The sequence below is a fragment of the Marivivens sp. ABH4_498 genome (assembly GCF_056160585.1).
This window is the reverse complement of record NZ_JBSWXL010000004.1, coordinates 26220-42393: the sequence shown is the minus strand read 5'-3', so window position 1 is coordinate 42393 and position 16174 is coordinate 26220. Positions and strand designations below refer to the sequence as shown.

Below are 16174 nucleotides of genomic sequence, written 5' to 3'. Positions count from 1 at the left end.
ATCGCGCCCATGCTTCGCGCTTTGGTGATGGCTGTGTCCATCGTTGTGCTGGCGGCTGCCGCTGCTGCCCAAGATCTGCAATCCGTTCTGCAAACCCATTCAGATGAAATTGCCAAACCGTCACGCCGTTCGGTGCAGGTGGCTATCGATGACCTGATCGCGTTAGGTCAACCCGAGGTCCCTGTGTTCCTAGAGCGCTGGCAGGGCAAAGAGGTCTATCAGTGGGATGCGGACGGTCAGTTTTACTATGTTGATGGTGACGATCCTTTTGATCTAATTGATATTTCTACTGGCGAAATCATTGGCCAAGCGCCCAAGGGCGAGCTGAGCCAGATTAAACCAAACGCTGGTGTGCGCGGCGTGATCGGGACGGCGTTGGTGCAATTCCAACTGCTAGATCCTAACGCCGACCGCCGCATTGCCGCGCTGGATGCGATTGCGCGTGATGGATCGGCTGATCAGCTGGCTCCATTGGCTGCGTCAATCGATGCAGAGCCTGACGCCGATATTCGCGCCCGCAAGCAAAGCTTACTGCAGATGCTGACAGCGCGTTTCGGTGAAACGACCGAAGCCCGCGTTGCTGCGATTGACGCGCTCAGCAGTGAAGTCAGCGTTGATGCCCGCGCCGTGATGAACCAAATCCTAACGTCGTCCGATGGCGTCGCGCTGGACCTGCCTGCGGGCAATATTGCGGCAATCCGCGAACCTGACGTGACCGATGGATACGCCGAACTGGTCGCTGCGGGGCTGGCCGAACCGGTTCTGGATCAATCGGCGATCAAAACAATTCTGGCTGCGAATGTGGTTGATGGCCGCGTAGGCGGTATCCCTGTTGGATCGCTGTCTGATTTGCAATCGCGCGAGGACGCCTATCAGGCGCTGGCCGATGCGGGCACTGTCGACCCACTGGTCACGGCCCAAGACATGGCCGCCGCTGTGTCGGGTCACGTGTTCTATACCGAATATGCCGAACCAGATGTCGCCGTCACGGTTGCAGCCGCCGCAGCCCTAAAACATATGGAGCTGAAAGTCGGCGCGATGCAAACCGCTGACCTTGCGCTGGATGCGATTTCGCTCGCCTCGATCTATTTCTTGGCGGCCATTGGTTTGGCTGTGACGTTCGGCGTGATGGGCGTGATCAACATGGCCCATGGCGAATTCATCATGATGGGCGCATATACTGGTTACGTCATCCAGCAGATCATCCCTGATTATACTGTTTCGATCATCGTGGCGTTGCCTGTGGCGTTCGCAGTGACCTTTGCCGCGGGTGTGGCGATGGAACGGTTGGTGATCCGTCACCTGTACAAACGTCCGCTGGAAACTTTGCTGGCGACCTTTGGTATTTCCATCGCGTTGCAGCAGATCGCCAAAAACATCTTTGGCACACAAGCACGTCCGCTAACCTCGCCCGGGTGGCTGGATGGCGCGCTGGTGTTCAACGACGTTGTCGCCATCAGCTACATCCGTATCGCGATTTTCGTGCTGGCCGTGTTGTTCTTGTGCCTGATCCTGTTCATCCTGAAAAAGACCCGACTGGGCCTAGAGGTCCGCGCAGTCACCCAAAACCCAGGCATGGCGGCATCGATGGGTATCAACCCTGACCGCATCAACATGCTGACCTTTGGTCTGGGATCGGGCATCGCTGGCATCGCGGGCGTAGCCATTGGCCTATACGCCAAAGTGACGTCGGAAATGGGTGCCGACTACATCGTACAGTCGTTTATGACCGTTGTTGTGGGCGGTGTGGGCAATGTTTGGGGCACTCTGGCTGGCGCATCGCTGATCGGGTTCCTGCAAAAAGGCATCGAATGGATGAACCCGTCGAACACGCTGGCGGCGCAGACATACATGATCCTTTTCATCATCATCTTTATCCAATTCCGACCCAAAGGCATCGTCGCCCTAAAGGGCCGCGCGGCGGGGAACTAAACCATGAAAAATTCGTTCCTAGTAACAAATCGATCTGTTCTGGTATTTCTGCTGTGTTTGGCGCTGTTCACGCTAGGCGTGACGGTATTGGCCGAGGCAACAGGGGCAGGGGTCATTTCAACCTCTTTCGTAAAAACCTTGGGCAAAACGCTGTGTCTATGCCTGATCGCGATCGCGATGGACGTGGTGTGGGGGTACTGCGGTATCCTGTCATTGGGTCACTTCGCGTTCTTTGGCATTGGCGGCTACGCGATTGGCATGTGGCTGATGTATGCACGTACCCATGATATCGTTGTCGGATCGCTGTCGAACGACGTGATCCCTGCGACGTCGGCCGAAATTACCGACGCGATTGGCACGCAGATTTTCGGCGTCGTTGGCAGCAGCGAATTCCCACTGATCTGGGCCTTTGCGCATTCTCTGCCGTTGCAGTTGGCGGCGGTTGTCATCGTGCCGGGTCTATTGGCGCTGGTGTTTGGCTGGCTGGCATTTCGCAGCCGCGTGACGGGTGTCTACCTGTCGATCCTGACCCAAGCGATGACTCTGGCGCTGTCGCTGTACCTGTTCCAGAATGACAGCGGTCTGCGCGGGAATAACGGCCTGTCGGGTCTGCAAAACATCCCCGGCACCGATCTGGGCCAAGACGTTCTGTCGATCCGTTTCTTTTGGGCGTCGGCTGTCGCGCTGGGGCTGGGCTATGTGTTGTTCGCCTTTGTCACTTCGGGTAAAATGGGCAGTGTGATCCGCGCCATCCGCGATGACGAAGCGCGCGTTAGGTTCCTAGGGTATCATGTTGAATCCTATAAACTATTCGTGTTCACGATAACGGCCATGGTCGCGGGTATTGCGGGTGCGCTGTACTATCCGCAGGCAGGCATCATTAACCCCGCCGAGATCGCGCCAATCGCGTCGATCTATCTGGCGGTTTGGGTGGCGATCGGTGGCCGCGGGCGTCTGTATGGCGCTGTGATCGGTGCAACTTTCGTGTCGCTGCTGTCGTCGTGGTTCACTGGCGGCGGTGCGCCGAACATAGACTTAGGTTTCTATGAAATCGTTTGGACCGATTGGTGGCTTGTGCTGCTGGGCCTGTCCTTTGTTCTGGTCACTTTGCTGTTCCCCAAAGGTATCGGCGGGCTGTTCGATTACATCACAATCAACCGTGAAAAAGGGCCAAAAGCATGAGCGCTCTATTAGAAGTTTCGGGCGTATCGGTCACGTTTGACGGGTTCCGCGCGATCAACAATCTGTCGCTGTCGATCAACGAACCGGAATTACGGGCGGTGATTGGGCCGAACGGCGCGGGCAAAACCACGTTCATGGACATCATCACGGGCAAAACCAAACCCGATACGGGCCATGTGTTGTGGGGCGAACAGTCCCGCAACCTGCTGGGCATGTCCGAAAGCGCAATCGCCCGCGAAGGCATTGGTCGCAAATTCCAAAAACCCACCGTGTTCGAAGCGCAGACCGTTCGCGAAAACCTCGCCATGGCGTTGAAAAACAAACGCGGGCCGTTTGACGTGTTGTTCTATCGCAAATCCGCCGCTGGCGCCGCGCGGATCGAAGAATTGGCAGCCGAGGTCGGCCTGACCGACCAGCTGACCCGAACCGCTGGCGAATTGTCCCACGGTCAAAAGCAATGGTTGGAAATCGGGATGCTGTTGGCCCAAGACCCGCGTCTTTTGCTGGTTGATGAACCCGCTGCGGGCATGACGCCAGCCGAACGCGAACACACCACCGATTTGTTGGTACGCGCTGCGAAAACGCGCGCGGTGATCGTGGTGGAACACGACATGGAATTCGTCCGCCGCCTGAATTGCAAAGTGACCGTGTTGCACGAAGGATCGGTTTTGGCCGAAGGGTCATTGGATCACGTCACCGCAAACCCGCAAGTTATCGAAGTCTATCTGGGGCGTTAATCATGTTGGAAATTGAAAACCTAACGCTCAAATACGGGCAAAGCCAGATTTTGAATGGCATCAACCTGACGGCCAAACCGGGTCAGGTCACGGCGGTCATGGGCACCAATGGTGTTGGCAAAACGTCATTGCTTAAGGCGGTTGCGGGGCGTCACCCCTATGATCAGGGCGAAATCCGTCTGGATGGGAAAAAACTGGACCACCTATCGGCCTTTGGTGCCGCGCGGGCAGGGATCGCCTATGTTCCCCAAGGCCGCGAAGTGTTCCCGTTGATGACCGTTCAGGAAAACCTAGAAAGCGGGTTCGCCTGTCTGGACCGAACAGAACGCGGGGTGCCTGAAAAGATTTTCGACCTCTTCCCGATCCTCAAGGAATTTCTGGGCCGTCGCGGGGGCGATTTGTCGGGCGGTCAGCAGCAACAGTTGGCAATCGCAAGGGCGCTGATCACGCGCCCACGCGTGCTGTTGCTGGATGAACCAACCGAAGGTATCCAGCCGAACATCATCCAGCAAATTGGCCGCGTTATTTCGCAATTGCGGGACGAAGGTGAAATTGCCGTTGTGCTGGTCGAACAGTATTTCGATTTCGCGTTTGATCTGGCGGATGATTTCTATGCCGTGAACCGCGGTGAAATTGTGATGCACGAACCCAAACAGACGATCCAACGCGCTACATTGTTGGAACGGGTATCGATCTAGGCGTCGGGTGGGATCAGGCCAAGCCCGCGTAGGTAAACGCCGATACCTGTTTCCAACAAATCTTCGGGTGGGAAAGGCGATTTCGTACCCGGAGACCCCCGCGCAAACAATTCGACAACCCCATGGCTGAGCGCCCAGATATGGGCGCTGAACATCTGCGGCGGCGGACGGCGGTCGGCGGGTATATGTTGGCTTAGGTCTGTTGCGGCTTTTTCCATCACGCCCAACGCGCGACTGGATGCCGTGTTCAGCTCGGGCGAGCTTTGGATCGAAATGCCGCTTTCGAACATGGCGATGTAATGGCCCGGGAATTTTCGTGCGAATGCCAAATAGGCACGACCTGTCGATTCAAACGCCGTCAATGCGGTGGGTTTGCCGCCCGCGTAGGCATGTTCCATCAGGTCGCCGAAAATTTCATATCCCTGACGGGCGGCTTCGGCGATCAGGTTTTCACGGCCATCAAAATGGCGATACACGGCGGCGGGCGTCACGCCTGCTTCGCGTGCGGCTTCGGATAGGGTGAAACCTGTTGGGCCTTTTTCTTCGATCAGGCGCAGACAGGCGTCTACCAATTCCTGACGAAGGTTGCCGTGATGGTATCCGCGCTTAGCCATTCCAGATATCTGGACCGCCTGCGATTTTCGGATCAATTTCGCCGATGTTTTTCGGGTCTTTGCGTTTGTAATCCAGCTGAGTCAGGATCGAACGGATCGCATTTAATCGCGCCCGTTTTTTGTCGTCGGACCGAACAACAATCCACGGCGCATGGTCGCTGTGAGTCCGGTTCAGCGTTTCGTCGATTGCGTCTGTATAGGCATCCCAACGTTTCAGGCCTTCGACGTCGATCCAGCTAAGCTTCCACTGTTTTAACGGATCACTTTCGCGGTCCAGAAAACGCTGCAATTGGGCGGCGCGTCCGACGTTCAGCCAAACCTTGAACAGTTTGATGCCTTCGTTGACCAGCATCTGTTCGAACGGGACAACCTGATCAAACCATTTCGCCCGCTGGTCATCGGTGCAGAAATCAAACACTTTTTCCACGACACCGCGATTATACCAACTACGGTCAAAACACACGATTTCACCGGCACTGGGCAATTGTTCGACGTATCGCTGGAAATACCATTGTCCTGCTTCGACCTCGGTCGGTTTGGACAGGGCAACAACGCGCGCGCCGCGTGGATTCAGGTTTTCGCGAAACCGTTTGATTGTGCCGCCTTTGCCCGCGGCATCGCGGCCTTCGAACACGATCGCTACCCGTTCGCCTGTTTCTTTGACATGAGACTGCAGACGGACAAGTTCGACCTGTAGCGCATCGATCTGTTCCTGATACTCTTTCTTGTCCATCTCTTTGTCATAGGGATAGTCGGGATCATGGATGTCTTTTTTGCCTGCGGTTTCAATCGCCTTGCGCACGTCTTTGGGCGCATCGTTTTTGAAATATTCGCTGATTGCACCGTCAAAGGGCAGATCCATCACGTTCTCCTAATTCTTTGATCTTATTATGATCAGAGAGGGCGCCTAGTTCAATCCAGCAATGCGATCAATGGCATCGACGATCAGGTCAGTGTGCGTGTGGTGCGGCATGTGGCCTGCGCCGCTGATTTTTGTAAATCGGGCGTTCGGGACCTGCTGCGACATTGGTACGGCGTGGACTTCGTAATAGACGGTATCGTCCGCATCGCCGTGCAGAACCTCGACCGGTACTTTGATCTGGGGATAGTGCACGTGCTGTTTTTCTAGTTCTTGGTCCAGATGGACGACTTGCATAGCGTTCGCCAGCAGGGACCAAGGGCGGGCGACCAAAACGCCTGCAACATTGTGTGCGTAATTATCGGGCGCCGATGCGGGTTCGAAAATGCCATCCACCGATTTTTGAACATAGGACCGCGGAACCCATGCAGCGGCCAGCTGCGGAATGATCACAGACCCCAATTTCGTCGAAAGCGCCTGATATAGGCCTGCGACCTTACCGCCCCAAGGATGCGTTGCCCCTGATATATCCACAAAGCCTGACAGATTATCGGGGTGATACACGGCCCAAGCCGCCGCGACAGAGCCCCCAAAGGAATGCCCGACGACAATTGGCCTATCTGCGCCCAGTTGCGCAGCAGCGGCCTGTAATAGCGCGGCTTGTTCGCGCGGCGATCCTGCATTGCGGCATTTGGCCAAACGCGGCGTATGACCCAGACCTGGGCGATCAAAGATAATCAGGCGATACCGCTGTGCCAGCGATCCCAGAGCGATTTCCATGTCGCGAGTGTTGCCGCTGGCCCCGTGGATCAGCACCAGATCGGGACCGGTTCCCATCACGACGGTGTGGACAGGATGCCCGTTGACGTCAACGAACTGGCCATGGGGCGGATATTCCTGTTCCCATGCGTTTGACCGCTTACGTGCGCGGTAAACGGTCAGGGCCGCGAAAATAGCGACGGCTACAACAGCGATGGCTGCGATTTCAATTCCCGATATCATCTAGGTTATATGGCGTGCTTTGGTAAATTTCGTTTATCCAATTGCCATATAGAAGGTGCGCGTGACTTCTCCAGCGATTTTGCGGAGATTGTGTCGGATCGTCATCAGGATAGTAGTTCAACGGAACGTTAATCGGTTTCCCTGCGTCGACATCACGATCGTATTCTTCCTTTAGGGTGCCACTGTCGTATTCAAAGTGGTTAAAGATATACAGCGCACGATGTTGCAGATCCTGAACCAGCGCCGGACCTGTTTCCGCGCTATCCAGCAGGATTTCCAGATTGTCGTTCTGTTCAATTTGCGGGCGATCCATTTCCGTCCAGCGGCTGACAGGCATGACCAGATCGTCTGAAAACCCGCGCAAATAGGGCGACGACGGTTCGCAATTGGTGTGACGAATGCAGCCAAACGCTTTGTGATCCAGCAGATGTTTTTCCACACCGTGCAAATAGTTGATCATCGCCATGCCGCCCCAGCACACGCCGAACGTGGAATGCACGTGGGTTTTCGTCCATTCGAAAACCTGTTTCAGTTCATCCCAATAGGTCACCTGATCAAAGTCCAGATGTTCGATCGGGGCGCCGGTGATGATCAACCCGTCAAATTTTTCGCCCGTGGCCGCGACTTCGGCAAAGGGGCGATAAAATTCAGCCATATGTTCGGCGGCAGTGTTTTTGGTTTCGTGTTCCGTCATGCGGATCAACGACAATTCGATCTGCAGGGGCGTTGCGCCCAACAGCCGCGCAAATTGGTTTTCGGTCTGAATCTTTTTCGGCATCAGGTTCAGCAGGCCAAACCGCAGCGGGCGGATGTCCTGACGCGCGGCCCGTTCGTCCGACATCACCATCACGCCTTCGTTCGACAGAACGTTATAGGCGGGTAGGTTTTCGGGCAGTTTGATTGGCATATGCGTTTATCCTGATGTGTCGTAAGGTGCCGTATGTAGGGCGATTAGCTGCGAGCCTCAAGGGTGCGGGCGATCAGATCATCAAAGTCCTGAGCCGTAGTAACGGCATAGATGTCTTCGGCCTTTACCGTGATGCCCCATTTATCCGCCATAGCGCGGTACCGCGGCTGGCGGTGGTCCAGTGCGCGGCGATAGGTCCAGCGAATGAAATCATCTGGATCGACCTTGTTTTCGGCCACGCCTTTTTCAGCCAGATATTCATCCCACGCGCGGGTCAGGAACGCAGGCTGATAGGACATCGGTTTGGGCGCTTTGTCAAAACGACGGCACAGTTCGTCAATGTGGTCTTCGGTGCCTTCGATCCAGATGCACAGGCATTCGGCCGCCAGCGCGGACATGATCGGATCGTTATCATCCTCTGGATCAACCCATTCACAGATCGACCCGCCGCTGTCGCAAATGAAATTCGAATAGCCATAGAGCGCCTTGGCGCGGCGAATAAAGTACCCCGTATCCAACAGCGCATCATGTTCGGCACGTTGGAATTGATCCTGACGGCGGCGGTATTCATCGATCAAAATGCCGCCTTTGTCCGGATCACCCGGTTTGCCCAAATAGGAAGAAACGGGCGTCAGGTTTTCGAATGAAATGTTCGATCCGATATAGATCGAATCCGTCATTAGTAGTTCGCGTAAAAACGGGTTCTTCATCGCCTCGGCTTTGGCGTTGTCGGCGATGTATTCGCCCATGTAGCGCGTGCCGATGCGGTAATCGACAGAGTAGTGGAACCAGTCGCCCTGCGCGCGCAGCAGGTTGGACACAAAGGTTTTGCCCAATCCGGACATGCCGAACAAAAGAATGTGTTTACTGGACGCATCGCGCCATTCAGATGCAGAGTTATACAGCATGTTCCACCACAGGTTTGGTTGTCAGGAACGGGTTTTGCCTATGGGCAGCCGTCCGTCAAGCACTGCGAGGCCAAATGCCAGCACAATAAAGCCAAAATACGCGTTCCATTCCAAGGCTTCGCCGAAAAACAAGGCACCTAGGACAATCGCAAACGGGGTCACAAGCAAGGTCACAAGGCTAAGGTTGCCTGCGCCTGCGGTGTTCAGGATTTTAAAAAACAGGATATAGGCAAATGCGCTGGATAAAATCGCCAAATATGCAACGGAAATAATGGCTTGGGTGTTGAAGGTCATGTTGCTTATGTCTTCGGTGCTGAATGCAAGAAGGCACATAATCAGACCTGCACCGGTTAGCATCCCGGCAGAGGCAACCTCGGGCGCTAAACCTTTGAGTGTTTTGCGAGACAGTATGGCGGACACAGCATAGGACAAGGTCGCGGCCAAAATGGCCCATTCGCCCAAGGCTCTCGGTCCAGATCCCAATGCGGCGATGTCATCAATACCAATCACGATCACAACGCCCAGAAAGCCGATGATGACACCGACCAAGCGGTTCAACGACAGTCTTTCATCGGCGAAAAACAGGCTCGCAAGGATCACCGTGAACAAAGCTGTCGTTGCATTCAGGATGCTGGCCAAACCGCTGTCGATATACTGTTGCCCCCAAACGATCAGCGAAAACGGCAGAGCGTTGTTCAGCAATCCATGCAGCATAAAGATCGGGATATATTTCCAATTGCGCGGCAGTGGAATGCGCCGCAGGGCAACCCATAGCCACAAAGCCAAGGCTCCGCCTGTGACCCGAATAGCAACAGTGGTGTAGACGCCTACGGTTTCTAATGCACCGCGATTTGCCGTAAACGACCCCGCCCAGACCAACGCCAAGATCATGATCATAACCCAGCCGCGTGAGGTAAGGCGTAGTTGTTCCGTCATTCGTGTGCACCCGTTTTCATGCGGGCATATTGAACGAAAAAAGCCCCGCCGCAAGGCGAGGCTTTATCATTTGATCAAATAATTGATCTTAGTAGTTGTAAGCCAGTTTCAGGCCGTAACCGATGGCGTGGTTGTCTTCGAAACGACCGCCTGGGAAACCAGCAGCTGCGATTGCGTTCGAATCCGCGTCGCCGATGTTGACGTAGCGAACGCCGCCCGAAATCTCCATTCCGTTGTCCAGCGTGTAGGCGCCGCCCAGCGACAGGCTGAGGTAGCCGTCAGTCGGGGCCAGCTGGCCAGTCAGGTCGCCCGTTGCTTTTTCGTAGCCAACCGACACAAGACCCGAGAAATTATCCGAGAAACGACGACCGATACCGACCGTGTACGTCATGGTGTCAGCGTTGCCGAAATCGGTCAGGTTACCTGCGACAGCGTCGTCGATGGTTGCTTCGGACCAGTCAGCCCAGCGAACCGAAACCATCGCCAGTGTGTCAGCCGCGATACCGGTTTGGAATTCCAAATTAACCGACTGAGGCATGGTTGCGGATAGATCGCCAGCACCGCCTGCGCCATCACCGTCCAGTTCGAATTCGGTCTGCGACGAATAGGTCAGCGACCCCCGCAGCGCGATTTCAGGAATTTCATAGGCTGCACCGATGACATAGCCAACGTCTGTGCCTTTTTCATAGTTCGATACATAGCCGCCCAATGCGGTCGGGCCGCGGTATTGGCCGTCTGCCGATACGATGCGTGGACCTGCGTAAACGCTGACGTTTTCGTTGATCTGGTACTGGCCCAGAATGGTCAGACCGCGCGTGTTCACTTCGGCGCCTGCACCAACCAGCGGGTAGGTCGCAGCGTCATAGGACACATCAGCGCCGAACGGTTCATCGGAAATGAATGCCAGCGAAACCTGATCATTCACGTCCATTTTAAATGCCAGGCCAAAGGTGGTGTAATCTGGTGCGATGTCGCCGGTTTCAGCTGCGGTTACGCCGATCATGTGACCCGACACTTCAGGCGCTGCCGAACCAAAGCTGATTTCAGCATAGGTGCCTTCTTCGAACAGGACGGCAATCGATTGACCGCTGCGATCGATCCCACCTGCGAATGCTGCCGAAGTCGTCAGCATCAATGCTGCGCCGGCGCTTAGATATTTCTTCATGATATCTTCCCTCTGTATACCGTCCGTTTAGACGGTCTCCTTCTCCCATGATCCAAAGGTTAGATTGTTGTTTTCCTTTGGGTCAATCTGTTACGCGGCGTAAGAGCGCCATTCACCTACAGATTACGTAAAGGCGTTTCGGTTTTAAACGTTAGATTGATTTCTTATGGGGCGGAAAAGAACAAGGGCGCGATGCAAATGTGCAACGCGCCCTTAAGACTTTGTTAACCTTTTGTATCCGAAAGGATATTATTCCAGTTCGATGGTGCCCGGAGGTTTCGAAGTCAGGTCATAGAACACGCGGTTCACGCCTTTGACTTCGTTGATGATGCGAGTCATCGTTTCGCCCATGAATTCATGGCTGAACGGGTAGGTGTCAGCGGTCATGCCGTCCACAGATGTCACCGCGCGGATCGCAACGGCATAATCGTAGGTACGACCATCGCCCATAACGCCAACGGTGCGCATTGGCAGGATCGCGGCAAAGGCTTGCCAAATTTCATCGTACAGACCGTGTTTGCGGATCTGGTCGATGTAAACGGCGTCCGCTTGGCGCAAGATGTCCAGCTTTTCGCGGGTGATTTCGCCAGGGCAACGGATCGCAAGGCCAGGGCCAGGGAACGGGTGACGCCCGATAAAGCTGTCAGGCAGACCCAGTTCGCGGCCCAATGCGCGGACTTCGTCTTTGAACAACTCGCGCAGAGGTTCGACCAGTTTCAGGCCCATTTTTTCCGGCAGGCCGCCCACATTGTGGTGCGATTTGATGGTCACCGAAGGACCGCCCGAGAACGATACCGATTCAATCACGTCAGGGTACAATGTGCCCTGCGCCAAGAATTCCGCGCCTTCGATCTGGTCGGCGTATTTCTGGAATACGTCGATAAACAGTTTGCCGATGGTTTTGCGTTTGACCTCTGGGTCGGACACGCCTTCCAATTCGCCAAGGAACAGATCGGATTCATCTGCGTGGATCAGGTTTAGGTTGTAGTTATTCCTAAACATATCAACGACTTCTTGCGCTTCGTTCAAACGAAGTAAGCCGTGGTCCACGAACACACATGTCAGCTGATCGCCGATGGCTTCGTGCAGCAGGATGCCGGTCACGGAACTGTCCACGCCGCCCGACAGCGCACAGATAACCTGTTTGTCGCCAACCTGTTCGCGGATCTTTTCGATCATTTCCTGACGGTAGGATGCCATCGTCCAGTCGCCGGTAAAGCCTGCCATGCGGACAAAGTTTTCCAGCATGGTTTTGCCGTTTGGCGTGTGGTGTACCTCTGGGTGGAACTGAACCGCATAGAATTGTCGATCTTCGTCCGCGATCATGGCAAATGGCGCGTTTGGCGAAGTTGCGACAACTTCGAAACCGGGGGCCAGTTTGGTGACGCGGTCACCGTGGGACATCCAGACCTGTTCTTTGCCTTCGGTAAACAGACCGGCAAAGATTCCGTCCAGCCTGTGACCTTCGGCAGGTGCGACATACGCGCGGCCATATTCGGCGTGGTGGCCGCCTTCGACGGCGCCGCCCAGTTGTTCCATCATGACCTGTTGGCCGTAACAGATGCCGAAAATTGGCAGGCCCATGTCAAACAGGGCTTGTGGCGCGCGAGGGCTACCTTCGCGTGTCACGCTATCAGGACCACCCGAAAGGATCACGGCTTTAGGATCCATCTCGCGGATGGTCTGTTCGGTGACCGACTGATAGGGGTGGATTTCGCAGTAAACACTCAGCTCACGTAGGCGGCGCGCAATCAGCTGCGTCACCTGCGAACCGAAATCGATGATGAGGAGGCGTTGATGCTGTGTCATGTGCGGGGCATAGGGCGGTTGCCCCATTCGCGCAAGCGCCAAATAACCGAAAATCGTATCCGATGACCTATGCGCGCCAAAAATATGTGCAGCACCGGTGGTATATGTCGTTTTCGCACCGCATAGGACGCATACCGGCTGTCGTGTGATTCCGCAGCCGTTAAGAAGGTGTAAAATTCAGCGGAGGGATCAGTATGTCTGAAGTTGCAGAATCTCGGGGTCGTCGCGGTCGCGGAGGCGGCGGAGCAGCACGCCGCGCAGCCCGTTCGGCTGTCAGTGTCGAGACCGCAAAATATATCGAACGCAACATCCCGAACCTAGAGGTTCTGAATGACGAAGCGCTGGATATCATCGAACAAAACGCCGAAACCATTTTGGAAGAGGTTGGCGTAAATTTCGTCGATAACCCAGAGGCGTTGGAACTGTGGAAAGCGGCTGGTGCCAATGTAGACGGCGAACGCGTCCGCATTCCGCGTGGTTTGGCCCGCGAATTGTGCAAAACTGCGCCGTCGAAATTCATCCAGCATGCCCGCAACCCCGAACGTTCGGTGGAAATCGGCGGCAATAATCTGGTTCTGGCACCTGTTTACGGCCCGCCATTCGTGCGCGACGCCGAAGGCGGACGCCGTTATGCGACCATGGCGGATTTCGAAAAATTCGTAAAATTGGGCTACATGTCCAAATGGCTGCACCATTCGGGCGGCACCGTATGCGAACCCACCGATGTGGCCGTGAACAAACGTCACTTGGACATGCTGCTGGCGCACATGACGCTCAGCGATAAGCCGTTCATGGGGTCGGTCACCGAACCCAGCCGCGCCCAAGACAGCGTTGAGATGTGTGAAATCCTGTTCGGCAAAGAATTCGTTCAGGAAAACACGGTGATGACATCGCTGATCAACATCAACTCTCCGTTGACGTTCGACGGCATCATGATGGGTGCACTAGAGGTTTACGCAAGAAACAATCAGGCCTGCATCATTTCGCCGTTCATCGTGGGCGGCGCGATGGCGCCTGTTTCCGTTGCGGGCACGCTGACCCAAGTCATGGCCGAAGTTCTGGCAGGTGTGGCCTATAGCCAGCTGATCCGCAAAGGGGCTCCGGTAATCTTTGGTGCGTTCGTGACGTCGATCGACATGGGGTCGGGCGCACCGACCTTTGGTACGCCAGAGGCCGCGATGATCACCTATGGCGCGGGTCAATTGGCACGCCGGATGAACCTGCCGTATCGTTCGGCCGGATCGTTCTGTGGATCGAAACTGCCTGACGCGCAGGCCGCATATGAAACCGCGAACTCGCTGAACATGGGCCTGTTGGCTGGCGTGAACTTTATGTTGCACTCCTGCGGTTGGCTCGAAGGTGGTTTGGTCGCCGATTTCGAAAAATTTGTGATGGACGCGGACCAATTGGGCGCGCTGCACGGATTGGCCAAAGGCATCGACATGTCCGAAAACGGCCAAGCCATGGATGCCATCCGCGAAGTCGGCCCAGGCGGTCACTATCTTGGGTGCGCGCACACGCAGGCCAATTTCCAAACAGCGTTCTGGCGGTCGGATCTGTTCGATTACAAACCGTTCGAAACCTGGGACGAAGAAGGCGCACGCGACACCCGTACCTTGGCCGGGAACCGCGTAGAAAAATTGTTGAATGACTATCAGCAGCCGGTGTTGGATCCGTCCATTGAGTCCGCGCTACGTGAATATGTCGCCAACAAAAAAGCGTCCATGCCAGACAGCTTTACCTAAATCTTATTGCCCCTTGGGTCACTGAACCCGAGGGGCATGCCCCGCCCGCAGCAGGCGGGTTTCCCCCATGATCGCAATCAAAATATCGATGTGACGCGCGAATGAATATTCAGCGTGATCGGCGACGCGCTGATCGTTCAATTCGCGTTCAATATCCATCAAACGTAGCAGCGCATCGCCATTTTTGACAGGCGCGTTGGTTGCCAATAGCCTAGGCAGATGGACCTCGCGGCGGTAATCATCCAACCCATAACGTGCAGTACGAACCAGCAGTCCTGGACGGTTCAAGGCAGCAACCATTCCCAAAATATCAAACATTGTTTTTCCCCGAGTGGCAGGTTTTGTGATTGCAAAACCATCTCACAAACTTTGGGGTGTTGCGCCGCGTAGGGATGCTGCGTTCGGTCGGGTTAGGGATATTTATGATTTGGTTACAATGATGAACGCTGTGTTGGTTTTCTTAACGCTTGTGTAACCGACGTTCACATAGGTTGCTAAAGTGTTAACGGAATTCGCCATGTAGCAAATGAAACTTGGGGGCAAAATGACTGCAGTGATCGAAAGAACAACGGTTGATCTGTCGTTTCCCGATTGGGTTCCGGATGCTGCGCGAAACTATCTGGTTCATACTGAAATGGGATTATCCATTCGGGCAGTGGCAAGGGCCGCAGATTGTCATGCATCGACGATCTTGCGGCAGGTTAGGCGTTTTGAAAACCGGCGTGATGACCCTTTGGTGGATGACGCATTGCGACAATTGTCGCGATATGTTGCCCGCCGCAGACAAGGCCCGAAAAAGGATCAGCCTGCCATGGACAAAGATAGTTCGAAACTTTCTGACACTCAGACATCAAACCTAGACGCTGCGCGTATCGAAAAAGAAGGCATGCGTATCATGCGGCGTTTGATTGAACCGACCGCTGTATTGGCGGTTGCGCGTGATATGGAAATGGCTGTGGTCGTACGCGATGACGGGCAGGGTGGTACAACCCGCACGGCCGTCACGGAAAACGCGATAGCGCGGGCCATGGCGCTGCGCGAATGGATTGCATGTTCCGATCCAGAAGCCCGCATTGTCCGCTATCAAATCACGTCTTTGGGCCGCGCCGCATTGAAACAATTGATGGCATCGGCTGAAAACAAAGCCCAAGGTTTCGCCGAAGCGCAGTCTGGGTTCGTTCATGCGCCCCAAACGTTGGCCAATGTGGAATTCCCAGATGTGCCCGCGCGCCCAACACGTAATACGCTGTCTGAAAGCCCGCTTTATGGGTTGGCGCGTCGTCGCGACAAAGACGGTCAGCCCTTTTTGGCGCGTGATTTGGTGTCGGTCGGGGAACGCCTAAGAGAAGATTTTGAATTGGCCAATATTGGCCGTGACGAACAGGTCGATTGGGAACGGTATATTCTGATGCCCGCGCGCATCCGCGGCAAAAAAGAACAAGAGATTTCACAAAGCGCCCAAGAACGTGTTGCCGCCGCATTGTCAGATTTGGGGCCGGGGCTGGGCGATGTTGTGTTGCGGTGCTGTTGCTACCTAGAAGGGTTGGAAACAGCCGAAAAGGAACTGAATTGGGCCGCGCGGTCGGGAAAAATTGTTCTGCGGATCGCATTGCAGCGACTGAAACGTCATTACGACGAACAGGGCAAATTTGCGCCCAAGATCGGATAAAACAAAAAGGC

General features: G+C 55.1%; 15 protein-coding genes. 6 read left to right on the top strand and 9 right to left on the bottom strand.

What is annotated here, in order from left to right:
- Window positions 1-9: 9 nt before the first annotated feature.
- Genes urtB through urtE form a run of 4 tightly spaced genes read left to right on the top strand, consistent with a single transcriptional unit; the run spans window position 10 to window position 4549 of the window.
- Window positions 10-1932 (top strand): urea ABC transporter permease subunit UrtB, encoded by a 1923-nt coding sequence (gene urtB, locus ACXAGA_RS10355; protein ID WP_475117400.1) that lies wholly within the window; start codon window positions 10-12, stop codon window positions 1930-1932.
- 3 nt (window positions 1933-1935) lie between these two features.
- Complete coding sequence (gene urtC / locus ACXAGA_RS10350) at window positions 1936-3114, top strand: urea ABC transporter permease subunit UrtC (protein WP_475117399.1); 1179 nt, start codon at window positions 1936-1938, stop codon at window positions 3112-3114.
- On the top strand, window positions 3111-3851 hold the full coding sequence (gene urtD, locus ACXAGA_RS10345; protein ID WP_475117398.1) for an urea ABC transporter ATP-binding protein UrtD: 741 nt from the start codon (window positions 3111-3113) through the stop codon (window positions 3849-3851). The genes urtC and urtD overlap by 4 nt, the downstream gene beginning before the upstream one ends.
- A 2-nt stretch (window positions 3852-3853) precedes the next feature.
- The gene (urtE, locus tag ACXAGA_RS10340; protein ID WP_475117397.1) at window positions 3854-4549 is read left to right on the top strand and encodes an urea ABC transporter ATP-binding subunit UrtE; all 696 of its coding nucleotides are present in this window, start codon (window positions 3854-3856) and stop codon (window positions 4547-4549) included.
- Here urtE and ACXAGA_RS10335 read toward each other — a convergent pair.
- The 8 genes from ACXAGA_RS10335 to guaA all read right to left on the bottom strand — a co-directional run bounded on the left by ACXAGA_RS10335 (window position 4546) and on the right by guaA (window position 12749).
- Window positions 4546-5163 carry a TetR/AcrR family transcriptional regulator gene (locus ACXAGA_RS10335; protein WP_086450439.1) on the bottom strand — a complete coding sequence of 206 codons (618 nt, stop codon included), beginning with the start codon at window positions 5161-5163 and terminating at the stop codon, window positions 4546-4548. The genes urtE and ACXAGA_RS10335 overlap by 4 nt on opposite strands.
- Window positions 5156-6025 carry a polyphosphate kinase 2 gene (gene ppk2, locus ACXAGA_RS10330; RefSeq protein ID WP_475117396.1) on the bottom strand — a complete coding sequence of 290 codons (870 nt, stop codon included), beginning with the start codon at window positions 6023-6025 and terminating at the stop codon, window positions 5156-5158. The genes ACXAGA_RS10335 and ppk2 overlap by 8 nt, the downstream gene beginning before the upstream one ends.
- A 45-nt stretch (window positions 6026-6070) precedes the next feature.
- Window positions 6071-7024, bottom strand: a complete 954-nt coding sequence (locus tag ACXAGA_RS10325; RefSeq protein ID WP_475117395.1) for an alpha/beta fold hydrolase — start codon at window positions 7022-7024, stop codon at window positions 6071-6073.
- A complete protein-coding gene (locus ACXAGA_RS10320; RefSeq protein WP_475117394.1) occupies window positions 7008-7931 on the bottom strand; it encodes a homoserine O-succinyltransferase in 924 nt (307 codons plus the stop codon). Before ACXAGA_RS10320 ends, ACXAGA_RS10325 begins: the two co-directional genes overlap by 17 nt.
- 44 nt (window positions 7932-7975) lie before the next feature.
- A complete protein-coding gene (locus tag ACXAGA_RS10315; RefSeq protein ID WP_475117393.1) occupies window positions 7976-8839 on the bottom strand; it encodes an ATPase in 864 nt (287 codons plus the stop codon).
- Between the two features lie 21 nt (window positions 8840-8860).
- Complete coding sequence (locus tag ACXAGA_RS10310; protein WP_475117392.1) at window positions 8861-9775, bottom strand: DMT family transporter; 915 nt, start codon at window positions 9773-9775, stop codon at window positions 8861-8863.
- 88 nt (window positions 9776-9863) lie between these two features.
- Window positions 9864-10940 (bottom strand): outer membrane protein transport protein, encoded by a 1077-nt coding sequence (locus ACXAGA_RS10305; protein WP_475117391.1) that lies wholly within the window; start codon window positions 10938-10940, stop codon window positions 9864-9866.
- Window positions 10941-11189: 249 nt separating this feature from the next.
- A complete protein-coding gene (gene guaA, locus ACXAGA_RS10300) occupies window positions 11190-12749 on the bottom strand; it encodes a glutamine-hydrolyzing GMP synthase (RefSeq protein WP_475117389.1) in 1560 nt (519 codons plus the stop codon).
- Between the two features lie 194 nt (window positions 12750-12943).
- On the opposite strand from guaA, the gene ACXAGA_RS10295 reads away from it, so the two are divergent.
- A complete protein-coding gene (locus ACXAGA_RS10295) occupies window positions 12944-14494 on the top strand; it encodes a trimethylamine methyltransferase family protein (RefSeq protein ID WP_475117388.1) in 1551 nt (516 codons plus the stop codon).
- An 18-nt stretch (window positions 14495-14512) separates the two neighbouring features.
- On the opposite strand, the gene ACXAGA_RS10290 is transcribed toward ACXAGA_RS10295, so the two are convergent.
- On the bottom strand, window positions 14513-14812 hold the full coding sequence (locus ACXAGA_RS10290; RefSeq protein WP_475117387.1) for a DUF6477 family protein: 300 nt from the start codon (window positions 14810-14812) through the stop codon (window positions 14513-14515).
- Window positions 14813-15038: 226 nt separating this feature from the next.
- Between ACXAGA_RS10290 and ACXAGA_RS10285 the strand changes: the two genes are divergently transcribed.
- Window positions 15039-16163, top strand: a complete 1125-nt coding sequence (locus ACXAGA_RS10285; protein ID WP_475117386.1) for a DUF6456 domain-containing protein — start codon at window positions 15039-15041, stop codon at window positions 16161-16163.
- The last annotated feature ends 11 nt before the right edge of the window (window positions 16164-16174 follow it).

Coding starts and splice junctions, on each gene's coding strand:
- urtB (WP_475117400.1), top strand. CDS start 10: ATGCTTCGCGCTTTGGTGATGGCTGTGTCCATCGTTGTGCTGGCGGCT.
- urtC (WP_475117399.1), top strand. CDS start 1,936: ATGAAAAATTCGTTCCTAGTAACAAATCGATCTGTTCTGGTATTTCTG.
- urtD (WP_475117398.1), top strand. CDS start 3,111: ATGAGCGCTCTATTAGAAGTTTCGGGCGTATCGGTCACGTTTGACGGG.
- urtE (WP_475117397.1), top strand. CDS start 3,854: ATGTTGGAAATTGAAAACCTAACGCTCAAATACGGGCAAAGCCAGATT.
- ACXAGA_RS10335 (WP_086450439.1), bottom strand. CDS start 5,163: ATGGCTAAGCGCGGATACCATCACGGCAACCTTCGTCAGGAATTGGTA.
- ppk2 (WP_475117396.1), bottom strand. CDS start 6,025: ATGGATCTGCCCTTTGACGGTGCAATCAGCGAATATTTCAAAAACGAT.
- ACXAGA_RS10325 (WP_475117395.1), bottom strand. CDS start 7,024: ATGATATCGGGAATTGAAATCGCAGCCATCGCTGTTGTAGCCGTCGCT.
- ACXAGA_RS10320 (WP_475117394.1), bottom strand. CDS start 7,931: ATGCCAATCAAACTGCCCGAAAACCTACCCGCCTATAACGTTCTGTCG.
- ACXAGA_RS10315 (WP_475117393.1), bottom strand. CDS start 8,839: ATGCTGTATAACTCTGCATCTGAATGGCGCGATGCGTCCAGTAAACAC.
- ACXAGA_RS10310 (WP_475117392.1), bottom strand. CDS start 9,775: ATGACGGAACAACTACGCCTTACCTCACGCGGCTGGGTTATGATCATG.
- ACXAGA_RS10305 (WP_475117391.1), bottom strand. CDS start 10,940: ATGAAGAAATATCTAAGCGCCGGCGCAGCATTGATGCTGACGACTTCG.
- guaA (WP_475117389.1), bottom strand. CDS start 12,749: ATGACACAGCATCAACGCCTCCTCATCATCGATTTCGGTTCGCAGGTG.
- ACXAGA_RS10295 (WP_475117388.1), top strand. CDS start 12,944: ATGTCTGAAGTTGCAGAATCTCGGGGTCGTCGCGGTCGCGGAGGCGGC.
- ACXAGA_RS10290 (WP_475117387.1), bottom strand. CDS start 14,812: ATGTTTGATATTTTGGGAATGGTTGCTGCCTTGAACCGTCCAGGACTG.
- ACXAGA_RS10285 (WP_475117386.1), top strand. CDS start 15,039: ATGACTGCAGTGATCGAAAGAACAACGGTTGATCTGTCGTTTCCCGAT.